The sequence below is a fragment of the Thiohalocapsa sp. ML1 genome, from assembly GCF_001469165.1.
Classification (GTDB): domain Bacteria; phylum Pseudomonadota; class Gammaproteobacteria; order Chromatiales; family Chromatiaceae; genus Thiohalocapsa.
In genome coordinates, this window is record NZ_JABX01000034.1 from 51,874 (window position 1) to 68,968 (window position 17,095).

21 protein-coding genes and 1 pseudogene are annotated in these 17,095 nt (G+C 62.8%); 14 read left to right on the forward strand and 8 right to left on the reverse strand.

The features are described 5' to 3' along the window. Positions 1-57: 57 nt before the first annotated feature. Positions 58-303: a CopG family ribbon-helix-helix protein gene (locus ML01_RS19130; protein WP_058556997.1), complete on the forward strand. Its 246-nt coding sequence runs from the start codon at positions 58-60 to the stop codon at positions 301-303. A 469-nt stretch (positions 304-772) separates the two neighbouring features. Next, on the forward strand, positions 773-1,795 hold the full coding sequence (locus ML01_RS27625) for a site-specific DNA-methyltransferase (RefSeq protein ID WP_082674445.1): 1,023 nt from the start codon (positions 773-775) through the stop codon (positions 1,793-1,795). On the opposite strand, the gene ML01_RS27630 is transcribed toward ML01_RS27625, so the two are convergent. Both ML01_RS27630 and ML01_RS27635 read right to left on the reverse strand, forming a co-directional pair. Then, a complete protein-coding gene (locus ML01_RS27630; RefSeq protein ID WP_082674446.1) occupies positions 1,792-2,385 on the reverse strand; it encodes a ScaI family restriction endonuclease in 594 nt (197 codons plus the stop codon). The two genes, ML01_RS27625 and ML01_RS27630, sit on opposite strands and share 4 nt — an antisense overlap. Then, a complete protein-coding gene (locus ML01_RS27635) occupies positions 2,385-2,603 on the reverse strand; it encodes a helix-turn-helix domain-containing protein (protein WP_082674447.1) in 219 nt (72 codons plus the stop codon). The genes ML01_RS27630 and ML01_RS27635 overlap by 1 nt, the downstream gene beginning before the upstream one ends. Before the next feature lie 389 nt (positions 2,604-2,992). On the opposite strand from ML01_RS27635, the gene ML01_RS19135 reads away from it, so the two are divergent. Both ML01_RS19135 and ML01_RS19140 read left to right on the forward strand, forming a co-directional pair. After that, positions 2,993-3,874, forward strand: a complete 882-nt coding sequence (locus tag ML01_RS19135) for a hypothetical protein (RefSeq protein ID WP_058556998.1) — start codon at positions 2,993-2,995, stop codon at positions 3,872-3,874. Between the two features lie 13 nt (positions 3,875-3,887). Next, positions 3,888-4,292, forward strand: coding sequence for a hypothetical protein (locus ML01_RS19140; protein ID WP_156427852.1), 405 nt, complete (start codon positions 3,888-3,890; stop codon positions 4,290-4,292). A 306-nt stretch (positions 4,293-4,598) separates the two neighbouring features. Here the strand turns inward: ML01_RS19140 and ML01_RS19145 are convergent, their stop codons facing one another. Then, positions 4,599-4,805 (reverse strand): type II toxin-antitoxin system HicA family toxin, encoded by a 207-nt coding sequence (locus ML01_RS19145; protein WP_058557000.1) that lies wholly within the window; start codon positions 4,803-4,805, stop codon positions 4,599-4,601. Continuing rightward, positions 4,802-5,005, reverse strand: a complete 204-nt coding sequence (locus ML01_RS19150) for a type II toxin-antitoxin system HicB family antitoxin (protein ID WP_058557009.1) — start codon at positions 5,003-5,005, stop codon at positions 4,802-4,804. The genes ML01_RS19145 and ML01_RS19150 overlap by 4 nt, the downstream gene beginning before the upstream one ends. Positions 5,006-5,911: 906 nt before the next feature. Between ML01_RS19150 and ML01_RS29030 the strand changes: the two genes are divergently transcribed. The 3 genes from ML01_RS29030 to ML01_RS19160 all read left to right on the forward strand — a co-directional run bounded on the left by ML01_RS29030 (position 5,912) and on the right by ML01_RS19160 (position 7,143). Next, positions 5,912-6,325: a hypothetical protein gene (locus tag ML01_RS29030; RefSeq protein ID WP_156427853.1), complete on the forward strand. Its 414-nt coding sequence runs from the start codon at positions 5,912-5,914 to the stop codon at positions 6,323-6,325. 136 nt (positions 6,326-6,461) lie between these two features. Then, positions 6,462-6,683, forward strand: coding sequence for a hypothetical protein (locus ML01_RS19155; RefSeq protein ID WP_156427854.1), 222 nt, complete (start codon positions 6,462-6,464; stop codon positions 6,681-6,683). 31 nt (positions 6,684-6,714) lie between these two features. Next, a complete protein-coding gene (locus ML01_RS19160; protein WP_216819231.1) occupies positions 6,715-7,143 on the forward strand; it encodes a hypothetical protein in 429 nt (142 codons plus the stop codon). Positions 7,144-7,215: 72 nt separating this feature from the next. On the opposite strand, the pseudogene ML01_RS30760 reads toward ML01_RS19160, so the two are convergent. Then, positions 7,216-7,338, reverse strand: a pseudogene (locus tag ML01_RS30760) (biotin synthase); the annotation flags it as partial. 295 nt (positions 7,339-7,633) lie between these two features. Between ML01_RS30760 and ML01_RS19165 the strand changes: the two are divergent. The 4 genes from ML01_RS19165 (at position 7,634) to ML01_RS29040 (ending at position 9,270) form a co-directional block, all read left to right on the forward strand. Continuing rightward, positions 7,634-7,876 (forward strand): CopG family ribbon-helix-helix protein, encoded by a 243-nt coding sequence (locus tag ML01_RS19165; RefSeq protein ID WP_216819232.1) that lies wholly within the window; start codon positions 7,634-7,636, stop codon positions 7,874-7,876. Next, positions 7,800-8,183 (forward strand): type II toxin-antitoxin system RelE/ParE family toxin, encoded by a 384-nt coding sequence (locus ML01_RS27645; RefSeq protein WP_082674448.1) that lies wholly within the window; start codon positions 7,800-7,802, stop codon positions 8,181-8,183. The genes ML01_RS19165 and ML01_RS27645 overlap by 77 nt, the downstream gene beginning before the upstream one ends. 305 nt (positions 8,184-8,488) lie before the next feature. Continuing rightward, on the forward strand, positions 8,489-8,698 hold the full coding sequence (locus tag ML01_RS29035) for a hypothetical protein (RefSeq protein WP_156427855.1): 210 nt from the start codon (positions 8,489-8,491) through the stop codon (positions 8,696-8,698). Between the two features lie 389 nt (positions 8,699-9,087). Then, on the forward strand, positions 9,088-9,270 hold the full coding sequence (locus ML01_RS29040) for a hypothetical protein (RefSeq protein ID WP_156427856.1): 183 nt from the start codon (positions 9,088-9,090) through the stop codon (positions 9,268-9,270). A 232-nt stretch (positions 9,271-9,502) separates the two neighbouring features. On the opposite strand, the gene ML01_RS19175 is transcribed toward ML01_RS29040, so the two are convergent. Then, positions 9,503-12,922, reverse strand: a complete 3,420-nt coding sequence (locus ML01_RS19175) for an EAL domain-containing protein (protein ID WP_058557004.1) — start codon at positions 12,920-12,922, stop codon at positions 9,503-9,505. Positions 12,923-13,185: 263 nt separating this feature from the next. Here ML01_RS19175 and ML01_RS31445 point away from each other — a divergent pair, with 263 nt between their 5' ends. Together ML01_RS31445 and ML01_RS19180 are read left to right on the forward strand one after the other, a co-directional pair. After that, positions 13,186-13,293 (forward strand): BrnT family toxin, encoded by a 108-nt coding sequence (locus ML01_RS31445; RefSeq protein ID WP_082674449.1) that lies wholly within the window; start codon positions 13,186-13,188, stop codon positions 13,291-13,293. A gap of 526 nt (positions 13,294-13,819) precedes the next feature. After that, positions 13,820-15,373 carry an aminotransferase class V-fold PLP-dependent enzyme gene (locus ML01_RS19180; protein WP_254045317.1) on the forward strand — a complete coding sequence of 518 codons (1,554 nt, stop codon included), beginning with the start codon at positions 13,820-13,822 and terminating at the stop codon, positions 15,371-15,373. A 229-nt stretch (positions 15,374-15,602) separates the two neighbouring features. On the opposite strand, the gene ML01_RS19185 is transcribed toward ML01_RS19180, so the two are convergent. Next, on the reverse strand, positions 15,603-16,112 hold the full coding sequence (locus ML01_RS19185; protein ID WP_058557005.1) for a tyrosine-type recombinase/integrase: 510 nt from the start codon (positions 16,110-16,112) through the stop codon (positions 15,603-15,605). A gap of 235 nt (positions 16,113-16,347) precedes the next feature. On the opposite strand from ML01_RS19185, the gene ML01_RS19190 reads away from it, so the two are divergent. Next, positions 16,348-16,653: a hypothetical protein gene (locus ML01_RS19190; RefSeq protein WP_216819233.1), complete on the forward strand. Its 306-nt coding sequence runs from the start codon at positions 16,348-16,350 to the stop codon at positions 16,651-16,653. A gap of 23 nt (positions 16,654-16,676) precedes the next feature. Here the strand turns inward: ML01_RS19190 and ML01_RS29710 are convergent. After that, positions 16,677-17,095: DUF6399 domain-containing protein (locus ML01_RS29710; RefSeq protein ID WP_254045318.1), on the reverse strand; the 419-nt coding region annotated here is incomplete at its 5' end.

The following is a 17,095-nucleotide window of genomic DNA, read 5'->3' on the forward strand; positions in this document are numbered from 1 at the left end:
CGCCGCAAGCAGGCTGACTACACTCGCAAGCATCTGCATCACATCCGCTTCACGCCCATGGCAACGGTCACGCTACGCATCTCGGACGAGGCCAACGCCGCGCTTGAGGCGCTTGCGGCGGCCACCGAGCGTTCCAAGTCCTACGTGGCGCTCCGAGCCATCGACGAGTACATCAAGCTGAACGCGTGGCAGATCGCGGCCATCCAGGCCGGCGTCGACGATGCCGATGCCGTTCGGCTGGTCAGCCACGTGGCCGTCAAGCAGCGCTGGTTATCGCGGGCGGAGTCCGGCGGAGAAGGCTGACTAGAAGCCCCGTCGTCATCGGGCCCGACGTCGATCCGGGGGCTGCCGGCGTCAGGATACGTTTTACGCGGCGTCACCCGCGATCGGTAGGGCGACCGAAATCGCCCGTCAAGCCCAAACGAAGCCCCCCAAACGCCGACCCACGAGCACAAACGCCGCCGCCCACGGGCAGACCCGCAGCCACCTGGGACACCGGCGGACCCCAGGCTGATGACGAACGTTAAGAACACAATACGTAAGCAGCCACAAGCCGACGATCGGACCTTGCCGCCCCGGCGATCATGGCCTAACGTCCTGTGGCTATGATCGGAGCCGGGACCGGCTAATGGTGGTAGCGCCCGGCTCTGCTGCCGTTGGATCGGAGACTATCTGCAACACGTTGGGGTAGTCTGGTATCTTTGATTCGATCCACTACAAGTGACGGCCTTACTCGGAGCGAACGAGGAACGATTGCTAGGCTTACGACACAATGAAAGTAGCTTTGAAAGAAGATAAATCCCGAAGAATTGCTGACCGGCAACATAACGTTCACGTTGCGTCTGGTATTGATCCACATTCCGCGACGGCAATTGCACCGCCGTCTATGCTTTCCGCTTTTTCAGTAGAGCTGACAAACAGAATAGCGAATCTGCATTCAAGAACTGAGACTATCTTGACAGAAGCTATTGGCAAGCCCTACTTCTGCGAAACAGGCTTTTTTCTTTACAAGGGAGACTCCGTTGAACTCCTATCTGCGCTCGGCGAGAACAACTTTGAAGTTGACCTTACTCTAACCTCACCACCTTACAATATCGGCAAAGCGTACGAACAGGAAATGACCGTAGAGGAATATATCGCGTGGTGCCAAACATGGATGAACCAGATCTACGCCGTGACAAAGCCCGCGGGAGCATTTTGGCTGAATGTCGGTTATTTTGAAGTACCCGGAAAGGGTCTATGCGTACCCATCGCCTACTTGCTTTGGGATAAGTCGCAATTTTACATGCTTCAAGAGATAGTATGGAAATATGGAGCGGGTGTATCGGCAAGAAGCCGCCTCAGCCCAAGGAATGAGAAATGGCTTTTTTTCGTGAAAGATCAGAGTAATTACACTTTCAATCTTGACGATATCCGTGATCCAAACGTCAAATACCCTAATCAGAAAAAGAATGGAAAATACCGATGTAATCCGCTTGGGAAAAATCCTTCAGATGTATGGGAGTTTCCAAAGGTAACAACCGGAAGCAAGCGAAGTTCAAGAGAACGCACGGGGCATCCCGCGCAGTTTCCGTTGGGAGTGGTAGAAAGAGTTATCCTGGCTTCATCGAATCAGGCGCAGGTTGTTTTCGATCCATTCGCAGGTTCGTTCTCTGCCGGAATCGCGGCCTACGGGCTGGGAAGGGTGGCGGTCGGATTTGAGAAGGATGAGGAGTATTGCAGGCTTGCAGTGCAGCGCTTCAAGAACTTCAAAGAGGAAAGGAAGATGGCCCAGTCTCAGCTGACGCTTCTTTAGCTTTTGCGATAGAGTTCAAACAGTTTTCCCTGCTCAACTTCTGGCGGTAGCCGTGCCTGTTGACCGGTCGCAGCTCTTTGCCCCACCCAATCGTCAGAGTCTAACCAACCAAAACGGATCAGTAAGATCTTAGGGTCGCGTCTCAATGCGGCAAACTTCTCAAAATTGATCGCGAGGTAATATCCTGACTTGGCCTTCTTTCCTTTTGTTGTTGCCTGCGCATAACTACGGTTGCCGAAGATATGCTTCGGATCGGATGATGTCTTAACTTCTATCGAATAGCTGGCGTTAGGTACATAAACGATGTCCTTGTCTGAAGCGGACTCTTCTCCTCTCCACTCGTTCGGGTATCTCGACGCTAATTCTAGGGGAATTAGTTCGTGCAACAAGAAGCCCATAATCTGGGGCTTCGGAAGTATGTCTGTACCAATATGGAACCCTTTTGTTCCCATCTTGGATGCAAAGATAGAATCCCAAGCCTCTAGGACGACTTCGCGGAGTTCGCTCAATTGCAGGGGGTGATCCTTGATAAGTTCTTGTGTTACCGCAGGCCATTGGGTTGGTGCTTTTCCTTGATATGGCGAGGGCATCACTCCATCCCCTCTAACAACGTAGTTGTGCTAACTCGAAGCGCACGAGATATCGCTACTATGTTTTCAAGGCAGATGTTCCTTTCGCCTCGCTCTACCGCTCCAATGTACGTGCGATGGAGGCCGCACGCCTCGGCGAGTTGCTCCTGTGACCAACCGATCGCCTTTCGGATGTTGCGTATGTTGCTGCCAACTACTATTTTTGGATCCTTTGCCATGTAGGCTACGATCTAACTATGATGACTTTGCGTCTACAGACTATAAGTAGCGGGCGCGGCGAATGGACAAGGCCTTCAGCGAAAAGGGGTCAGTGCGGAATGGCGCTAACTTCAGAGCGGACCCTATAAGAATCCGTAACTTATGGCCATTCTGCGTCGAGAAACCGCGAGATTGCAGGACGCTCAGGGAGAGGGATCGGGCGGGAACGGCGCCAAAGACGGCCCGCCGCTCAAGTTTCCCTACCCCGCAAGTATCTGATTGGGGAGGATAAGCGGCTTTAAGCGCCATTCGGCTCTGACCCCTTTATCCGCTGCCGGTGGACCTGTGGTTGGTGGACGTGCGGTGACGTCCGGTCGGACTCGCCGAATGATTCCGGAGAGGAAGATGCATGGCTAATAGCAAAAAAGTGACGATCGACTTCTGGCAGGCCCGGGTCGATGACGAGATCAGATCGCTCGGTGAGGTCTTCGAGGCGCTGCGCGGGGCGGCGCCCGCGCAGCGGATCGGGACGATGTACTTCGAGGTTAGGCGCCTATTCCTCCATCGTCGCTGCTACCGCGGGGAACTGGCGAAGATCCGCCAGGACGATATTCCGCACGCGGGCGCCCCGGGCGGCGTGGAGCGCGACCTGGCGCTGGCGGAGCATGAGGGCTTGGTGGAGAAGAACTTCTTCCACTACCACGCCGACCGCAACGTGCTGGTCTATCAGCGGAACGGCAACGGCAGCGCGTCGGCGCGTCTGGGGCAGTACCTGGGGCTCTGCGCCGAGCGGCGGGTTGCCTTCGATCCGGTGCTGCAGTTGGAGCCGATGCGCAGGCTGATGCGCGGCGGCGTGAGGGTCAGGGTGGCAGACGTGCGAGTAGCCACGCCGCAGAATCCGGACATGTATGCTAACGAGACCATCAACCATCACTTGATGAAGGTCTTGCAGGGCACCGGCGCCTACGGATTCCAAATGATCGCTAAGGCGGCGCCGTTGAGCGTGGCAGATCCGGCTCGCGCGTTCCTGCATGACCGCGTGCGATCAGCCGTCGCGGAGTTGGTGCGGGAGAACGCAGTGGATCGCGCCGTGTTGGACATCGAGGACGCCGACAACGTCCGATCGAGTATCGACCTCATCAAGGATCGCATGGTGGTTGTAAAGCCAGTCGAGAAGCCCGGCCGGTACTTCGATCCCGTTGGCATGCATGCCGCCCTTGAGGAGGCATTCGATGATCGGCGCGAGCAGCTTGACGAGTTATTCGGCGATGGGATCGGCGGGTTGGTCTAGGCGGGCTCTGCCCGTGGTGTTGCTCGTCGCCTCTCCAGTGGCGGCGTTTTACGCCCATGAGGCACTGGCGCCGCGATCGCATGCGGACGTGCTGTCCATCTGCGGCACGTTGGCATCGATCGCCGGCACGCTGCTGGGCTTCGTCATTGCCGCGTTGTCGATTCTTACGGCGGTCATGGACCGCAAACTGGTGGTGAACCTGCGGCTTACTGGCCACTTTGAGCGGATGCTGAAAGGCCTATACCTGGCGGCGGTGCTGTTCATGGTGGTGCTGAGCGCAGCCCTCGTGTCGTTGTTTCTGCCAGAAGTCTATGCTCGGATCGGCGGCGCAATCAGCGCTGTCGCTCAGGCCAACGGCCTGGTGGCTCTGGCGGCATCTGGGCGGCAGTTCTATCTCACGGTCGTCCATCTCAAGTGAGGGGAAAAAGCGAAAAGGGGTCGAAGCGAAAAAGGGGTCAGTGCGGCCTGGCAAGGCCGCGGGATAAAGGGGTCGGATAAAGGGGTCCGGATAAAGGGGTCAGAGCCCTTTATGCCAACCGGTCGAAAAAAAGGGGGACGAAAAAAAGGGGGACAGACCACGGTTTTCTACTAAGCTCAACCGGAGAAGAGGGAGGAACTGGGGTCGTACCACTAGTGTTTCGCGAGCGGGGGTAAGCGGTCGGGCCACGTAGTGCCCATCGCAGCCGCGATGCGGCTCGCTGGCGCTCAGGGGATACTGCGCCGACTACAGCTCGGACTCTTCGATTCCGGAGACCTTCATCAGGTGCCTTTGCAGGCCGATCTTGAGCGTGGCGTTGCCATGCACGGGCACGGAGATGCGGGAGGGATTGCCCTGTTTCCCGTAGATGTGGTGGCTGCTCGCGATGCGATAGAGCACCCAGCCGTGCGCTTCGAGCAGCCGGCAAAAGTGCTTACCGCTGACGGCTTTCAAACGGCGATCTCCATGACTCGATCGGTGTCTTGGATGGCAATCTCTTCGACGTCGACGGAGAGGCAACCCTCTACGGCATCATAGAGATTGGCAAGCAGCTCTTCGAAGGTGTCGCCCTGGGTCGCGCATCCTGGGATAGCAGGAACCTCAGCCCAGTAACCACCTTCTTCGGCCTCGTGGACGATCACTTTGAGCTTCATGGTGCGGGTTGCCCTCACTGACGGAGCGAAACAGCGGACGTTCCACCGATATTGTGCGGAATCGAGGCCAGCCTCACAAGCTAAGGCGACACAGAAAGGACGGAAAACCGCGGAAAGCCGGGAGTAAAACAGGAAGGAAAACCGGGACAGGAAGGAAAACCGGGACAGTGCGGCCTGGCAAGGCCGCGTGTTCTAGCGGGTGCGAGTCCCGCCTGGGTAATCGTGAGCCGCGAGCCCAGTATCGAGCCTTGCGGCGTGACTGGTAACAGGCGCGTCGATGCTTCGGCTGATGCGCAGGCGAGGTGCAAAGGTAACGGGTGAAGCCGACCCTGAAGGTGTTGAGCCCCGAAAATTTTGGTTGGTGAGTGCCGACGGTTTTGTCCCGCCGGCAGGCAACAATCCGTGTCGCGCTCTGGCGAGCGGCACGGATACTCCCCGGGGTCCGAGGCCGTGTCGAGCCTGACCGTGTGGATATTGAGATCGAGAACACGCGGTAACCAGGGAGATCCGCGCATCGGTCCGCGGGAAGCGGGCACCCGCGAACAAGCGTAAAAGCGAGGACACGGGCGGTGATGCGTGGAAGTCGGAGCCACCCCTACGAGCTGTGACGCCGGGTCATGCGCGGTCAGCATTGCGGGTGGCGGCCCGAGACAATGCGCGGGTGAAACGCGGCCCTAAACCGAGAGGACTTAAGTCCGTGACCACCATGCCCGCGCGTTTCACGCCGTCGGCGTGCCCGCCCTGTGGCGGTGCGCGGCAAGCTCGGCGGCGCGGCGGAAGCCGCACGCGCGGAGTCGATAGGGCGCTGGACTCGCTCCCCTGTTCCACGGCGGAAGACTTGGGCCGGGAGCCGGATGGTGTAACACTCCAAGTCCTACTGCTCCGAGTCGGGAGCCGAACCGTCGCATGGCAGAGATATTGCAGCACCGCCGGGAAACCAGGCGGCAACCGGGATACTTCAGAATTAAGTACAAGCAACTGATGGGCAATAAACATATCAAACTAGGTGTTCAGCGGGTGTACGACATTAAGAAAGGCCTCAATACAAGCGACAAGAAGTCGGTAGCGCTGTCAATTTTTCTGGACGTGTCCGACGCTTTCGAGTCTATGCAGTCTGGATGGCCGTTCCGCTGGGCTACGAATAGTGGATATAGTGCCGAGGATTTGGTGTCCAACTTGATCGGCTTCTATCGGGCAGTTGATCCGAGGATTCCGTATGTGCAAGTTCGCCAGCCAGTGAGCAAGGATCTAGCGCTACAGATTTGGGATACCTATGGAGAGGTAGGAAGCAACAAGAATCTTACGTGTCACCGTAATTAATGGTAAAGTGTCACCGTAATTACCGTAATTCAACCGCTGACGCCTTCAAGCGCAAATGCACACCGCGACGCCGCCACAGCCGCCGGACCACGACACTGCCCGTGCCGCTCGCGCCGCGGCTCGCCGCGCGTGGCCCGTGCAGCGACACCGGCTGGGCGAGGAGCCCGGCGAAGACCTCAGCGCCACCACCACGGCGGCGGAACGCATGGCGATGGTCTGGCAATTGACCTTGGACGCTTGGGCGCTCACCGGTCGGCCGTGGCCGGACTATCCGCGCACGGCGGCACCCGGACGGGTAATTCGGCCGGCCGGTACCGCGCAGATCAAGCAACGACCCTCTGACGGTGACGATGGCTGAAGCGCCCGGATTCAACGTCGATTTCCGCGACATGATCGACGCCCTGCAAGCTGCGCGTGCCGACTTCATCGTCGTCGGTGCCCACGCGCTGGCGGCGCACGGTATCCCGCGCGCCACGGGGGACTTCGACATCCTGGTCGAGCCGACGCAGGAGAACGCGATGCGCGTGCTCGCCGCCCTCCGCCGGTTCGGTGCCCCCATCGACGCCCATCGCCTGAGCGAGGCCGATCTCACTGCGCCGGGACTGGTTTACCAGATCGGCCTGCCCCCGCGGCGCATTGACATCCTCACCTCCATCGACGGCGTCGACTACGCAGCCGCCCATGCGGGCCGCCTGGACGTGCAGCTCGGTGGCCTGACAATCCCGGTGCTCGGGCGTGCGCAGCTCATTGCCAACAAACGCGCGACCGGCCGACCGAAAGATCGGCTCGATCTCGGACTCCTTGGCGAGACGGACTGACCTTGGGCGCGCCGTCCATGCTCGCGGCCGGCCGGAGTGTCGACCTCCCGGCCGGCCGGAGTGTCGGCCTCCCGGCCGGCCCTCCACCTGCACCAACAGATTGATCGGCACGGACTCCGGGTGCGCCGGCAGGTTCGCGAGCTGGCACAGCATCGCGGCCCGGTCGCGCCTACCTTCGCCCATGCCGAGGATCCCAGTTCCGGGGACAGTTTACTCATCTCCGGCTGATCGCCGAGAGCGAGTTAAGTAAACTGTCCCCGGAATTCGAGTTGGTTTCGGTCTGATCCGTGTCGGCCGGGAGGCCGACACTCCGGCCCATGCCCCCCCATGCCCCCCCATGCCCCCCATGCCCCCCATGCCCCGATGCCTTTGACCCTCATCCCTTCGGGGGATTGCCGGGGTCAGCAGCCAGGCGCGCCAGCGTTCCCTGTCCCTGACCTCGTCCCTGCCAACTTGGGCTTTAATGATGATTGCCGGAGCAAGTCAGCGCTTGGACCTCACGCTACGCATCTCGGATGAGGCCAACGCCGCGCTGGACGCCCTCGCGGCAGCCACCGAACGCTCCAAGTCCTTTGTGGCGCTCCGCGCCATCGACGAGTACATCAAGCTGAACGCCTGGCAGATCGCGGCCATCCAGGCCGGCGTCGAGGATGCCGATGCCGGTCGGCTGGTCAGCCACGAGGCCGTCAAGCGGCGCTGGTTGTTGCGGGCGGAGTCCGGCGGAGAAGGCTGACCAAAGGCCCTCACGAGCAACCGGGCCGACGCTCGCGTCGATCGGGCGTCGATCGGGGGCAGCCGGCGTGAGGATCCGTTGGACGCGTCGCGCAGACTGCGATCTGGACGCGGTCGCAGATCATCTCGGCGGCGGCTCCCCCGCGCACCAAAGCGTGCTGCGCATCCTCGAGGTAATCGAGCACCTCGCCGACCATCCACATCTCGGGCGGCCGGGACGCATAACCGACACGCGTGAGTTGGTGATCGCCGGGACACCCTACATCAAGCCCTATCGCGTGCGCGGCGACGTGGTCAATATGAGCTGAGTGCAGAGGTTCTGGGGCGCTTGCGCGAGTGCACGAACGGCGGTTTTGTCCTTGGCAGCGCGAAGTTCGAGCGTCAGATCGCCGCCATGCTTGGCCGGCGCACGTGGAAGGGGTTGCCCGGACGGCCCCGTAATGACGGCCACGCGGAAGGGCAGGGCGAGCTTGGTCTGTGCAAAAACGTGGTCTATCCCTGTGTTCGTGCGGTCCCTTTTCTCGTGCTTGACAAACGCTGCCCTTTTTGGCTCCGTTCTCGCTCAAGGACCTGGATCATGATTGGGCTTAGCCCACGTTAGACGAGGTTCTCGATGGCAACGCTTCGTGCCACGATTCCAGACGATCTCCAACGGCAAGTGCAAGCGATCGCGCGGGCACGCGGGGTTTCGCTGCGCTTGGTGGTTGAAGAGGCGCTGCGTTGCGTCGTCGCGCCAGAGCCCTTTGCAAGCGACGCCGATGCGGATGCGGAGATCGACATGCTGCAGGCCGATATTCTGAACCATCACCCATGGGAACCATAAGGCGCGGCGACGTCGTTCTTGCCGCGGCAGCCGGCGATTACGGAAAGCCAAGACGCTGGTTGGTCGTCCAGGCCGGCCTTGATCATCACACCGACCAGCGCGCGGGGGCTGCTACGGAGCGCGGCGGCTGTAGGGCCGAGGGCCGAGGATGGCTCCCGCGGCCCGCGGCCCTCGGCCCTTCCCCCAGGTGTGGTCGTACACTTGACTCATCTGCAAACTCTCAAACTGAGCTATGCCCGACAAGCGGGCTCGAGACCGCGCCGGCGCCGACTGGGAGCGCCGGCTTTCAGCCGGCTTCGCGTGCCGGGGGCTCGATGCCCCCGGCGCGCGATCTGCGGCGCGGGAGCCGGGCGGTTGCCCATGCCGCGCGGCCGGGCGGACGAGCGCGCATGTGCTCTCTGATCGGCCAGGACGCCGCCGACGCGGCATCGAGCCGCGCTGGCGGCGAGCCGGCTGGAAAGCCGGCGATCCCGGTCCGCCGCGTCGGCGGCGAGCCGGCTGGAAAGCCGGCGATCCCGGTCCGCCGCGCTGGCGGCGAGCCGGCTGGAAAGCCGGCGATCCCAGCGCAGTAGTGTCCGCTGTGCGAACCGCTTGCGTGCGGCAGGCGATGTGGCCGGCACGATGATCGAGGCCAAGGAGGGCCTCGATCGTCGTTCCGGCCAGCGGCACTCGCGGGTCGCGGGCGGTCCGCAGGGCGGACCGTGCGGTGGTGGTGATGGCCGACGCGATGATCGAGACCCCAGCGAGGATCAACCGCTCGACATCGAAAACTCCAAAATACTCAGGCCGTCGTCGTCCATCCGCTTATTCAGCGGCTCCGTTTGTTTCGATAGAAGTCTCGACCGCGGTGAAGAAGTCTCTGGAAATGCCCGCGTAAGAGGCGCTGTCCGGGGCCGTGCTGCGGCGCGGCGCGGCGAGGAGACCTTCGATGTGCGAGATGAGCGCGTCGCTTTCGCCCTTCAGCCGGTCGAGTCCGACGAGCGCGGGCTCCTGCTGCCCATCGAGCCGGAGCGCATACAGGTGGTCCGCCGTGCGATGGATGTCGCCATGCAGCGCGACCAGCGCGGCACACCCGGCACTGCCGCCGTAGCGAGCCTGCTTCACGCGCTTCAACCAGTGACCGAAGGCGCAGTCGCGGTGTCGCATGGGCGGTGGCTTCACGGCGCGCAGGCGCAGATAGTTCTCCAGCGCGCGCATCCAGGCGCGATGGCTGATGGATGCGAGCAGCAGGGGCAGGTCGTCCTGCTCGATGGGGCGCTGCTCGCGCCAGTTGTCGTGGGTGCGCCAGGTGCGACACCACTGGGGCACGTCGCGCGCCGGCATGGGGCGCGCGATGCCGAAGCCCTGGGCGCGCTCGCAACCGATCTTGAGCAGCAGCTCGCCCTGCTCACGCGTCTCCACGCCTTCGGCAATGACCTCGCGCCCGAGGCCGGTCCCCATGCGCAGCACGCCTTCCAGGATGATCAGGTCGTCCGGGTCTTCCAGCATCCCCTGCACGAAGGTCTGATCGAGCTTCAACGTGCGGACGGGGAGCCGCTGCAAGTAGGTCAGTGAGGAATACCCGGTGCCGAAGTCATCAAGGGCGAAGTGCACGCCCATGGCGGCACAGTCGCGCATGATGCGCGAGACCTGCGCCAGATCCTCCAGCGCGGCGCTTTCCAGCACCTCGAGCTGCAGCCGCCGCGGGTCCGCCCGCGGATGCGCGGCAAACAGCGCCTCCAGGTGCGCGACGAAGCCGGTGTCCTGCAGTTGCCAGGCCGCCACATTGACGCTGATGCGAAGATCCAGCCCCGCACTCGACCACGCCTCCATCTGCGCCAGCGCCGTGCCGAGTACCCAGTCGCCCAGGCGTGACATCAGCGGGTGCGTCTGCACCAGCGGCAGGAAGCAGGCCGGGGCTAGCAGCCCCCGTTCCGGGTGTTGCCAGCGGAGCAGGGCCTCCACGCCGTAGACCTCACCGGTGCGCATGTTGACGCAGGGCTGGTACTCGATAACAAGCTCGGAGGAATCCAAGGCTTCGCTGATGCGCTGAACCTCCTCGTGCCGGCCGCGCACGCTGCGGTCTTCAGCCGCATCGAAGATGTGGTAACGGTTCTTGCCCAGGAGCTTGGCCTGATACAAGGCCTGATCGGCTTGGCGCAGCAGCAGGTCGGCATCCGTGTCCTCGCTCTGGGGATAGAAGGTCACACCTAGGCTCGCGGTGACCCGCAACACGAGGTCACCGACGCGCACGGGCTCGGCTGCCGCACGCAGGAGGCGCTCCAGCATCGGGGCGCATTCGTCGGCGTCGCCAGCGTCCAGCAGCATGGCGACAAACTCGTCGCCACCGACCCTGGCGATGCTGTCGCTTCCCCTCAAAGCGTGCTTGAGGCAAGTGGCCAGCTCGGCCAGGAAGCGGTCTCCCACCTCGTGGCCATAGCGGTCGTTGATCTGCTTGAAGCCGTCCACATCCAGGTAGACCAGCGCCAACTGACCGCCGCGATTCCTCTCCCGGGCCATCGCTTGGCGCAGGCGGACCATGAGCAGGACGCGATTCGGCAAATCGGTCAGGGTGTCGAAGTGGGCGATGTACTCCAGCGCGCGTTGCTGGTCCTTCTGCGTGGTGATGTCTTTGCAGACCCCGAGCCACTTGTAGGCGCGGCCATGCTCGTCCAGCATCGGTACGCATTGGTCACTCCAGTGCAGATACCTGCCGCTACGATGCTGAATTCTGTATTCGAGGTGCAGCGGGTCGCTCGGCGTGCCGCGCAGTTGCAAAACATGCGTGAGCGGCGCTGCGTCCTGCGGGTGGATGAGGCTGAGCCAAAACGATGCACCCCGGGAGATGGCATCTTTGTCATAGCCGAGTGCGCGGTCGAGGTCACCGAACCAGGTGAGGCTCTCGTCGGCCACAGACCATTCGTAGATCAGGTCATAGGCCAGCTCCCCGGCGATGCGCAAGCGCAGCTCGCTTTCCTGTTGTGCGGCTTCTGCCGCCTTGCGGGCCGTGATGTCATGGCCGACGCCGATGATGGCCACGACCTCGTTGCTCTCGCCCAGCACCGCGGTGTCCTGCCAGCCCAACCAGCGCATGCCGTCTTTCGTCATGGCCCGTTGTTCCACATAGGCGGAGTAGGGCGATGCCGACAACTGCTCAATGGCCTGCGCGGTTGCGAGACGATCCTCTTCGTGAACGAACGGCATGTAGGTCTTGCCCAGCAGCGAGTCCCGGGGCAGGCCGAACATGTCGCAATACGACGGACTCACGAACAGGAAGCGTCCCGCCGTGTCCACCTTGACGATCAGGTCGGATTGGTTCTCGACGAGCAGCCGATACCGTTCTTCACTCTGCTGGAGCGCGAGCCGCGCTTTGCGGACGCGTCGGTTGTCGAGAAACAGGATGGCGACGCCGCTGACCATGAGTCCGAGCAGCGCCGCGACGACGACCAGGGTGTAGAGCTCCGGCGCGGAGTAGCCGCTGAGCAGCCTGCGTCCGAACCACTTGGTGTAGAGCCGATCGTATTCACCGCTGGCCTTGAGCTGCGTGATGGCACGGTTCAGCTCGGCCAGCAATGCGCTGTCACCGTCGCGCACGGCCATGGACCATACCAGCGTCCGTAACGGCTCGCCAACGATCTTGAGCTTGTCGGTCAGACGCAGCCTTTGCGTGTAGAACTCGACGATCTCTTTGGGATACACAAAGGCATCCACATCGCCCGACACCAGCGCATAGATGCCTTCGGCCGGCGTCTCGACGACATGGCAATGGATCTCGGGCATGGTTTGCAGATAGAGATGGCTGATGTGGGCGCGCACGCAGGCGACCCATTTGCCATTGAGCGAGGCGAGATCCCGAATCGTCAAGTGCGTATCCCGAACGAAAATGACCTCCGGCAGTTCCAGAATGGGCACGGAGAAGTCGAGGTAGGTGTCGCGCGCTTTGGTGTAGGCCGCGTCGTGGATCAGGTCCGCGTCACCATCTTCCAGCCATTGCAGGACCTCCAACCAGGACGCTGAGTGCCGGCGGCGTACCGAGACTCCGAGTTGCGCCAGCGCCGCATCCGATAGCTCGCGCCCGAAGCCCGTCAAGTGTCCGTCCTGGTCCAGAAAGTTGACGGGTGGAAAGTTGTTGCTGGAGGCGACGGTCAGCGTGCGCCCGGGGCCGTCGGCTTCGCCTGCCGAGGGCATCGGCACCAGGGTGGTGGCCAGCAACAGGGGCACACGAAGCGCGGCTGAGTTGAGCAAAACCAGCTCCTGATCGGTTCGTCCTAGCCATGGAGCCCGCCGCGCAGGCGCAAAGCCCGCTGTCGGCGTCCAATACTCGGGCGCTGTCTCGTCAGGGGCTGCTGGGTGATGCGCACCGGGCGGCCAGCGTTGTCCGCCGAATCATGAACCTGACGACGGGACCAGGGAAGCCCTGCGGATCGACTCATGCGACGCCGGATGTTCGGCGGAAGTTACGGACGTTCGGTTAAAGTGGAAATGTCCGGTTCGCGCCGCTCGGCTGGGTGGATATCGACTTCGAGTGGGACGAGACCAAGCGCCAGGCGAATCGGCGCAAGCACGGGTTCGATTTCGCGGATGCCGTGGAAGTCTTCTACGACGATCTGTCCTGACACCAACGCGACCGGACCGTCGCGCTCGCAGGCGTCCACCAGTCGGCTGATGTGCCGCGGCGTCAAGCCGAGCTGCTTTGCCGCATCGACCTGCAACAGCCGCCGGTCGCGCACGCGCTCGATCACCCGTACATCACTATACTGCGCCTACAGGTCCGCTGCGCATAATGCAGATTATGTTAAGTCAGATGTGATTCCGGAAGCGCCCAATGTTCACCTCCCGGTTCAGGTTCCGGCGCGGGGCTGGTCGGCAGACGACCTGCTCGACGTGCCCCATCACTGTCCTGTATCAAGTGACCGCGAGCCGAGGCGTCCGCATTGATCGGTCTGTGACACGGCTCACAAGATCGACGAGCGCGCCATCTAAGCTCACCGCCGTGACGCCGAGCTGTACCCGACCCTCGGCGTTTCTGCTGGCGATGCCTCCACGCAGTCACTGCGAGGGCTTCGCTCGCCCATCGGATTTCGATGGGGAGCGAATCTGTTGCCGCTTGTTTCCATTTTCCGGACCAAAAGGTGCTCAGTCATGACCATGCACAGCCGCCGCAACTTCGAGCAGGATGCTGCATCCGCCCCGGGTGTTGGCCGCCGGGATTTCATGAAGGGTGTCGCCACCGCAACCGCCGCCGGCGGCCTCGGCCTGCTTGCGCCCGGCGCCGCCATTGCCGACAGCAATTCGGGGCAGCGTCGTGGCTGGTTGCCGAAGGGCCTGTCAGCACCGCCCGCGATCAACGGCAACCCCGCAACCGAGAACTACTGGCGCAAGGTCCGCAAGGCCTTCACGCTGGACGCCGACTACATCCACATGAACACGGGTACCACCGGCTCGCTGCCGGCCTTCGCGCTCGGCAACCTCGGCGCCTACAACCTCTACAAGGCCGAGGACCCGAAGGACTGGGAGGCCAACCTCAACGCCGACTATCCGAACCTGTTCCCGTTGAGCCCGTCGGCCTTGGCCGCGCGCCAGCAGCAGGTGGCAGCGGCCTACAACGCCGCGAGCGCGACCGAGATCGTGCTGAGCTACAACACCACCGACGGCTGCAATCTGATCTTCGCGGGCACGCCCTGGCAGGCGGGTGACCGCATCATCACCACGAGCTTCGAGCACCCGGCGCTGACCGGTCCCATCGCCTGGGCCGCCGCCAACCACGGCGTGGAGGTGGTGACCATCGACATGGGCCTCATCTCGCCCTTCACGGCCGCCATCACGGTGCAGGACGTGCTGGACCTATTCGAGCCCGCGCTGGCCGCACCCCTGCCCGCGGGCGCGAAGCAGTACCTCGCCGTCTCGGACATCTTCTTCAAGAACGGCCTGCGGCTGCCGGTGGAGGATCTCTGCGCGCTGGCGCGCGCCTACGGCGCCTACAGCATCGTCGACACCGCGCACGGCTTCGGCATGCTGCCCATCGACTTGCAGGCCTATGGGGCGGACTTCGTCTCGGGTGCCGGCCACAAGTGGCTCTGCGGCGGCCCCGGCACGGGCATCCTGTACGTCCGCAACACCGGCAGCGACCTGCCGCCCTTCGAGCTCGGCAACTTCTTCCTGTACGCCTTTCTGTCGCCCGGGGCCATCGCCAACCGCCAGTACGACCCGAGCACCTGGATTCAGTCCCGCGGCGAGAACAACCGCCCTGCCCTGTACGCGATGACGGACGCCCTCGCCTTCTTCGAGCAGATCGGCCTGGATGCGATCTACCAGCGCGGCGTCGAGCTCGGCAACTATCTGAAGGCCAAGATCGACGCCCAGTGGCCGGGCTCGCTCTGGGTTGACGCGCGCCCGCCGTACAGTCCGTTCGCGACGGCGCTGACCTCGTTCAATCCCTTCGTCGGAAGGGACGACAGCGCGAGCTACGCCGGCCTGCGCGCGGCCATCGGCAACGTCGGCAACGCGCTCGCGGCGGAGGACCCGAAGGTCTACATCCGCTTCGTCACCTGGAAGTCGAGCCTGGCGGCATCCGGCGACGACCGCGTCGGCTTCCGCATCTCGACCCATGGCGTCTACAACAGCTACGACGAGGTCGACCACGTGTTCGATCGGCTGGTGTATCAGGTGCAGCAGACGGGGCTGCCGACGCTCTGAGGCCGGCAGGCGCGGCGGGCGGGCGAGCAGCGAGGCCGCTTGCCCGCCCCCATCTCCACGCGGCTCGGCGGTATTGTCACCGCGGCGGCCGGTCGTTCGGCATCACCATGGCGGCTGCGATGTCGATGAAGACCTCGCTCAGGCAGGTCCTGCCGTGCACCCCTTCGTTCAACGCGGTCCGGGCGCAGGCCGAAGATTCCCGATGCCAAGGATAAGGCGCTACTTCCCATCAAAGATCCAAAGGACTCCGCGCCTGCTTCACGGTCACGCTGGGCACTGTATGGGTATAGATCATCGTCGTCTTCACGCTGCCGTGGCCCAGCAGCTCCTGGATGGTGCGAATGTCGTCGTTCGCCTGCAGCAGGTGCGAGGCATAGCTGTGGCGCAAGGTATGCGCGGAGGCCCGCTTGGGAATGCCCGCCTCCAGCACCGCCGCCTTCAGGGCCTTTTGCAGCGCCGTATCGTGCAGGTGATAGCGGCGCAGCTCACCGGTCTGCGGCATCCGCGTCAACCGCGCCGCCGGAAAGAACCACTGCCACGCAAGCTCCCTCGCCGCCGACTTGGACTTCTGCTCATAGCGGTTGGGCAGAAAGGTCCCGGCGTATCCCGCGGCTAGGTCCGCGCGGTGCAGGCTCGCCACGGCATCCATCTGCGCCTGGAGTGCCGGCATCAGCACCTCCGGGAGCGGCAGAGCTCGATCCTTCTGGCCTTTGCCGTCGTGCACCGTCAGGATACGCACTTCCAGATTGACGTGCCTGGACCCGCAGCTTCTGGCACTCGAACAAGCGCAGGCCGCACCCATACAAGAGCTGGGCCGGCGGGTCGAAAGGCGGGGCGAGACGGCCCAACGAATAAGGTTAGATCGCGCGAGCGAAGCGAGCCGCGGCTTCCGTACCGAACATTCAGAATGTGATGGCTGTGGCCCCTGGCTGGTTAGAATGCGGATATACGCTGACACATCTGTATTTGGTGGAGTGTTCGATGACGAATTCTCTTCGCCAAGTACGGAGTTTTTCAAAGAGGTTCGCGAACAGAGGTTTCACCTCGTCAGTTCGGCTGTTGTCGAGCGCGAGATCATGTTTGCGCCGGAGGCCGTGCGCGAATTCTTCGCCAGCATGCTACTGTTAGCCGAGGTCGTTGAGGTTACCCCAGGGGTATTGGATCTGCGAATCGTGAGTTGGAACTTCAAGCACATCGTGCATTTCCAAAAGGTCCCCGGGTACAACGCCGTAAACGTCCTCCACGGCCACAAAGAGATCGATATCCTTTCTCGGCCTTGATCATAACTCCGTCCACCCCCCGGTCATGCGGCCAGCGGAGTCAGGTAGGGCACCTTTGGCGTCGGCGGTCGTCGTCGGCGCGGGCGCGGCGGCAGCGGCATGCGCGCGATGAGCTGCTCGAACAGCGGCGGCGGCGCGCGACCGAAGAAGCGCTCGGCGGCGGTGGTGCCGTCGGGGCGGCGGATGTGGAAGTTGTGCACGGCGGTGAGCGCGGCGAGCTTGCGATCGCTGAGGCGATGACGGCCGTGGTGATGGAGCGAGAGCTGGCCGTTGCGGCCCTCCACCGCGGAGCTGGAGCGCTGAAACAGGTCGGCGCAATCGCCGGCGACCTGCTCGATAGATGCGCGCGTGTCGGTGTCGAGCGCCGGGATCAGTTGTCCGAGGACGGCCGGTTCGATGTCCGGCGCCAAGTTCAGTGCCTCAATGCGCTGCTGCACGGTGA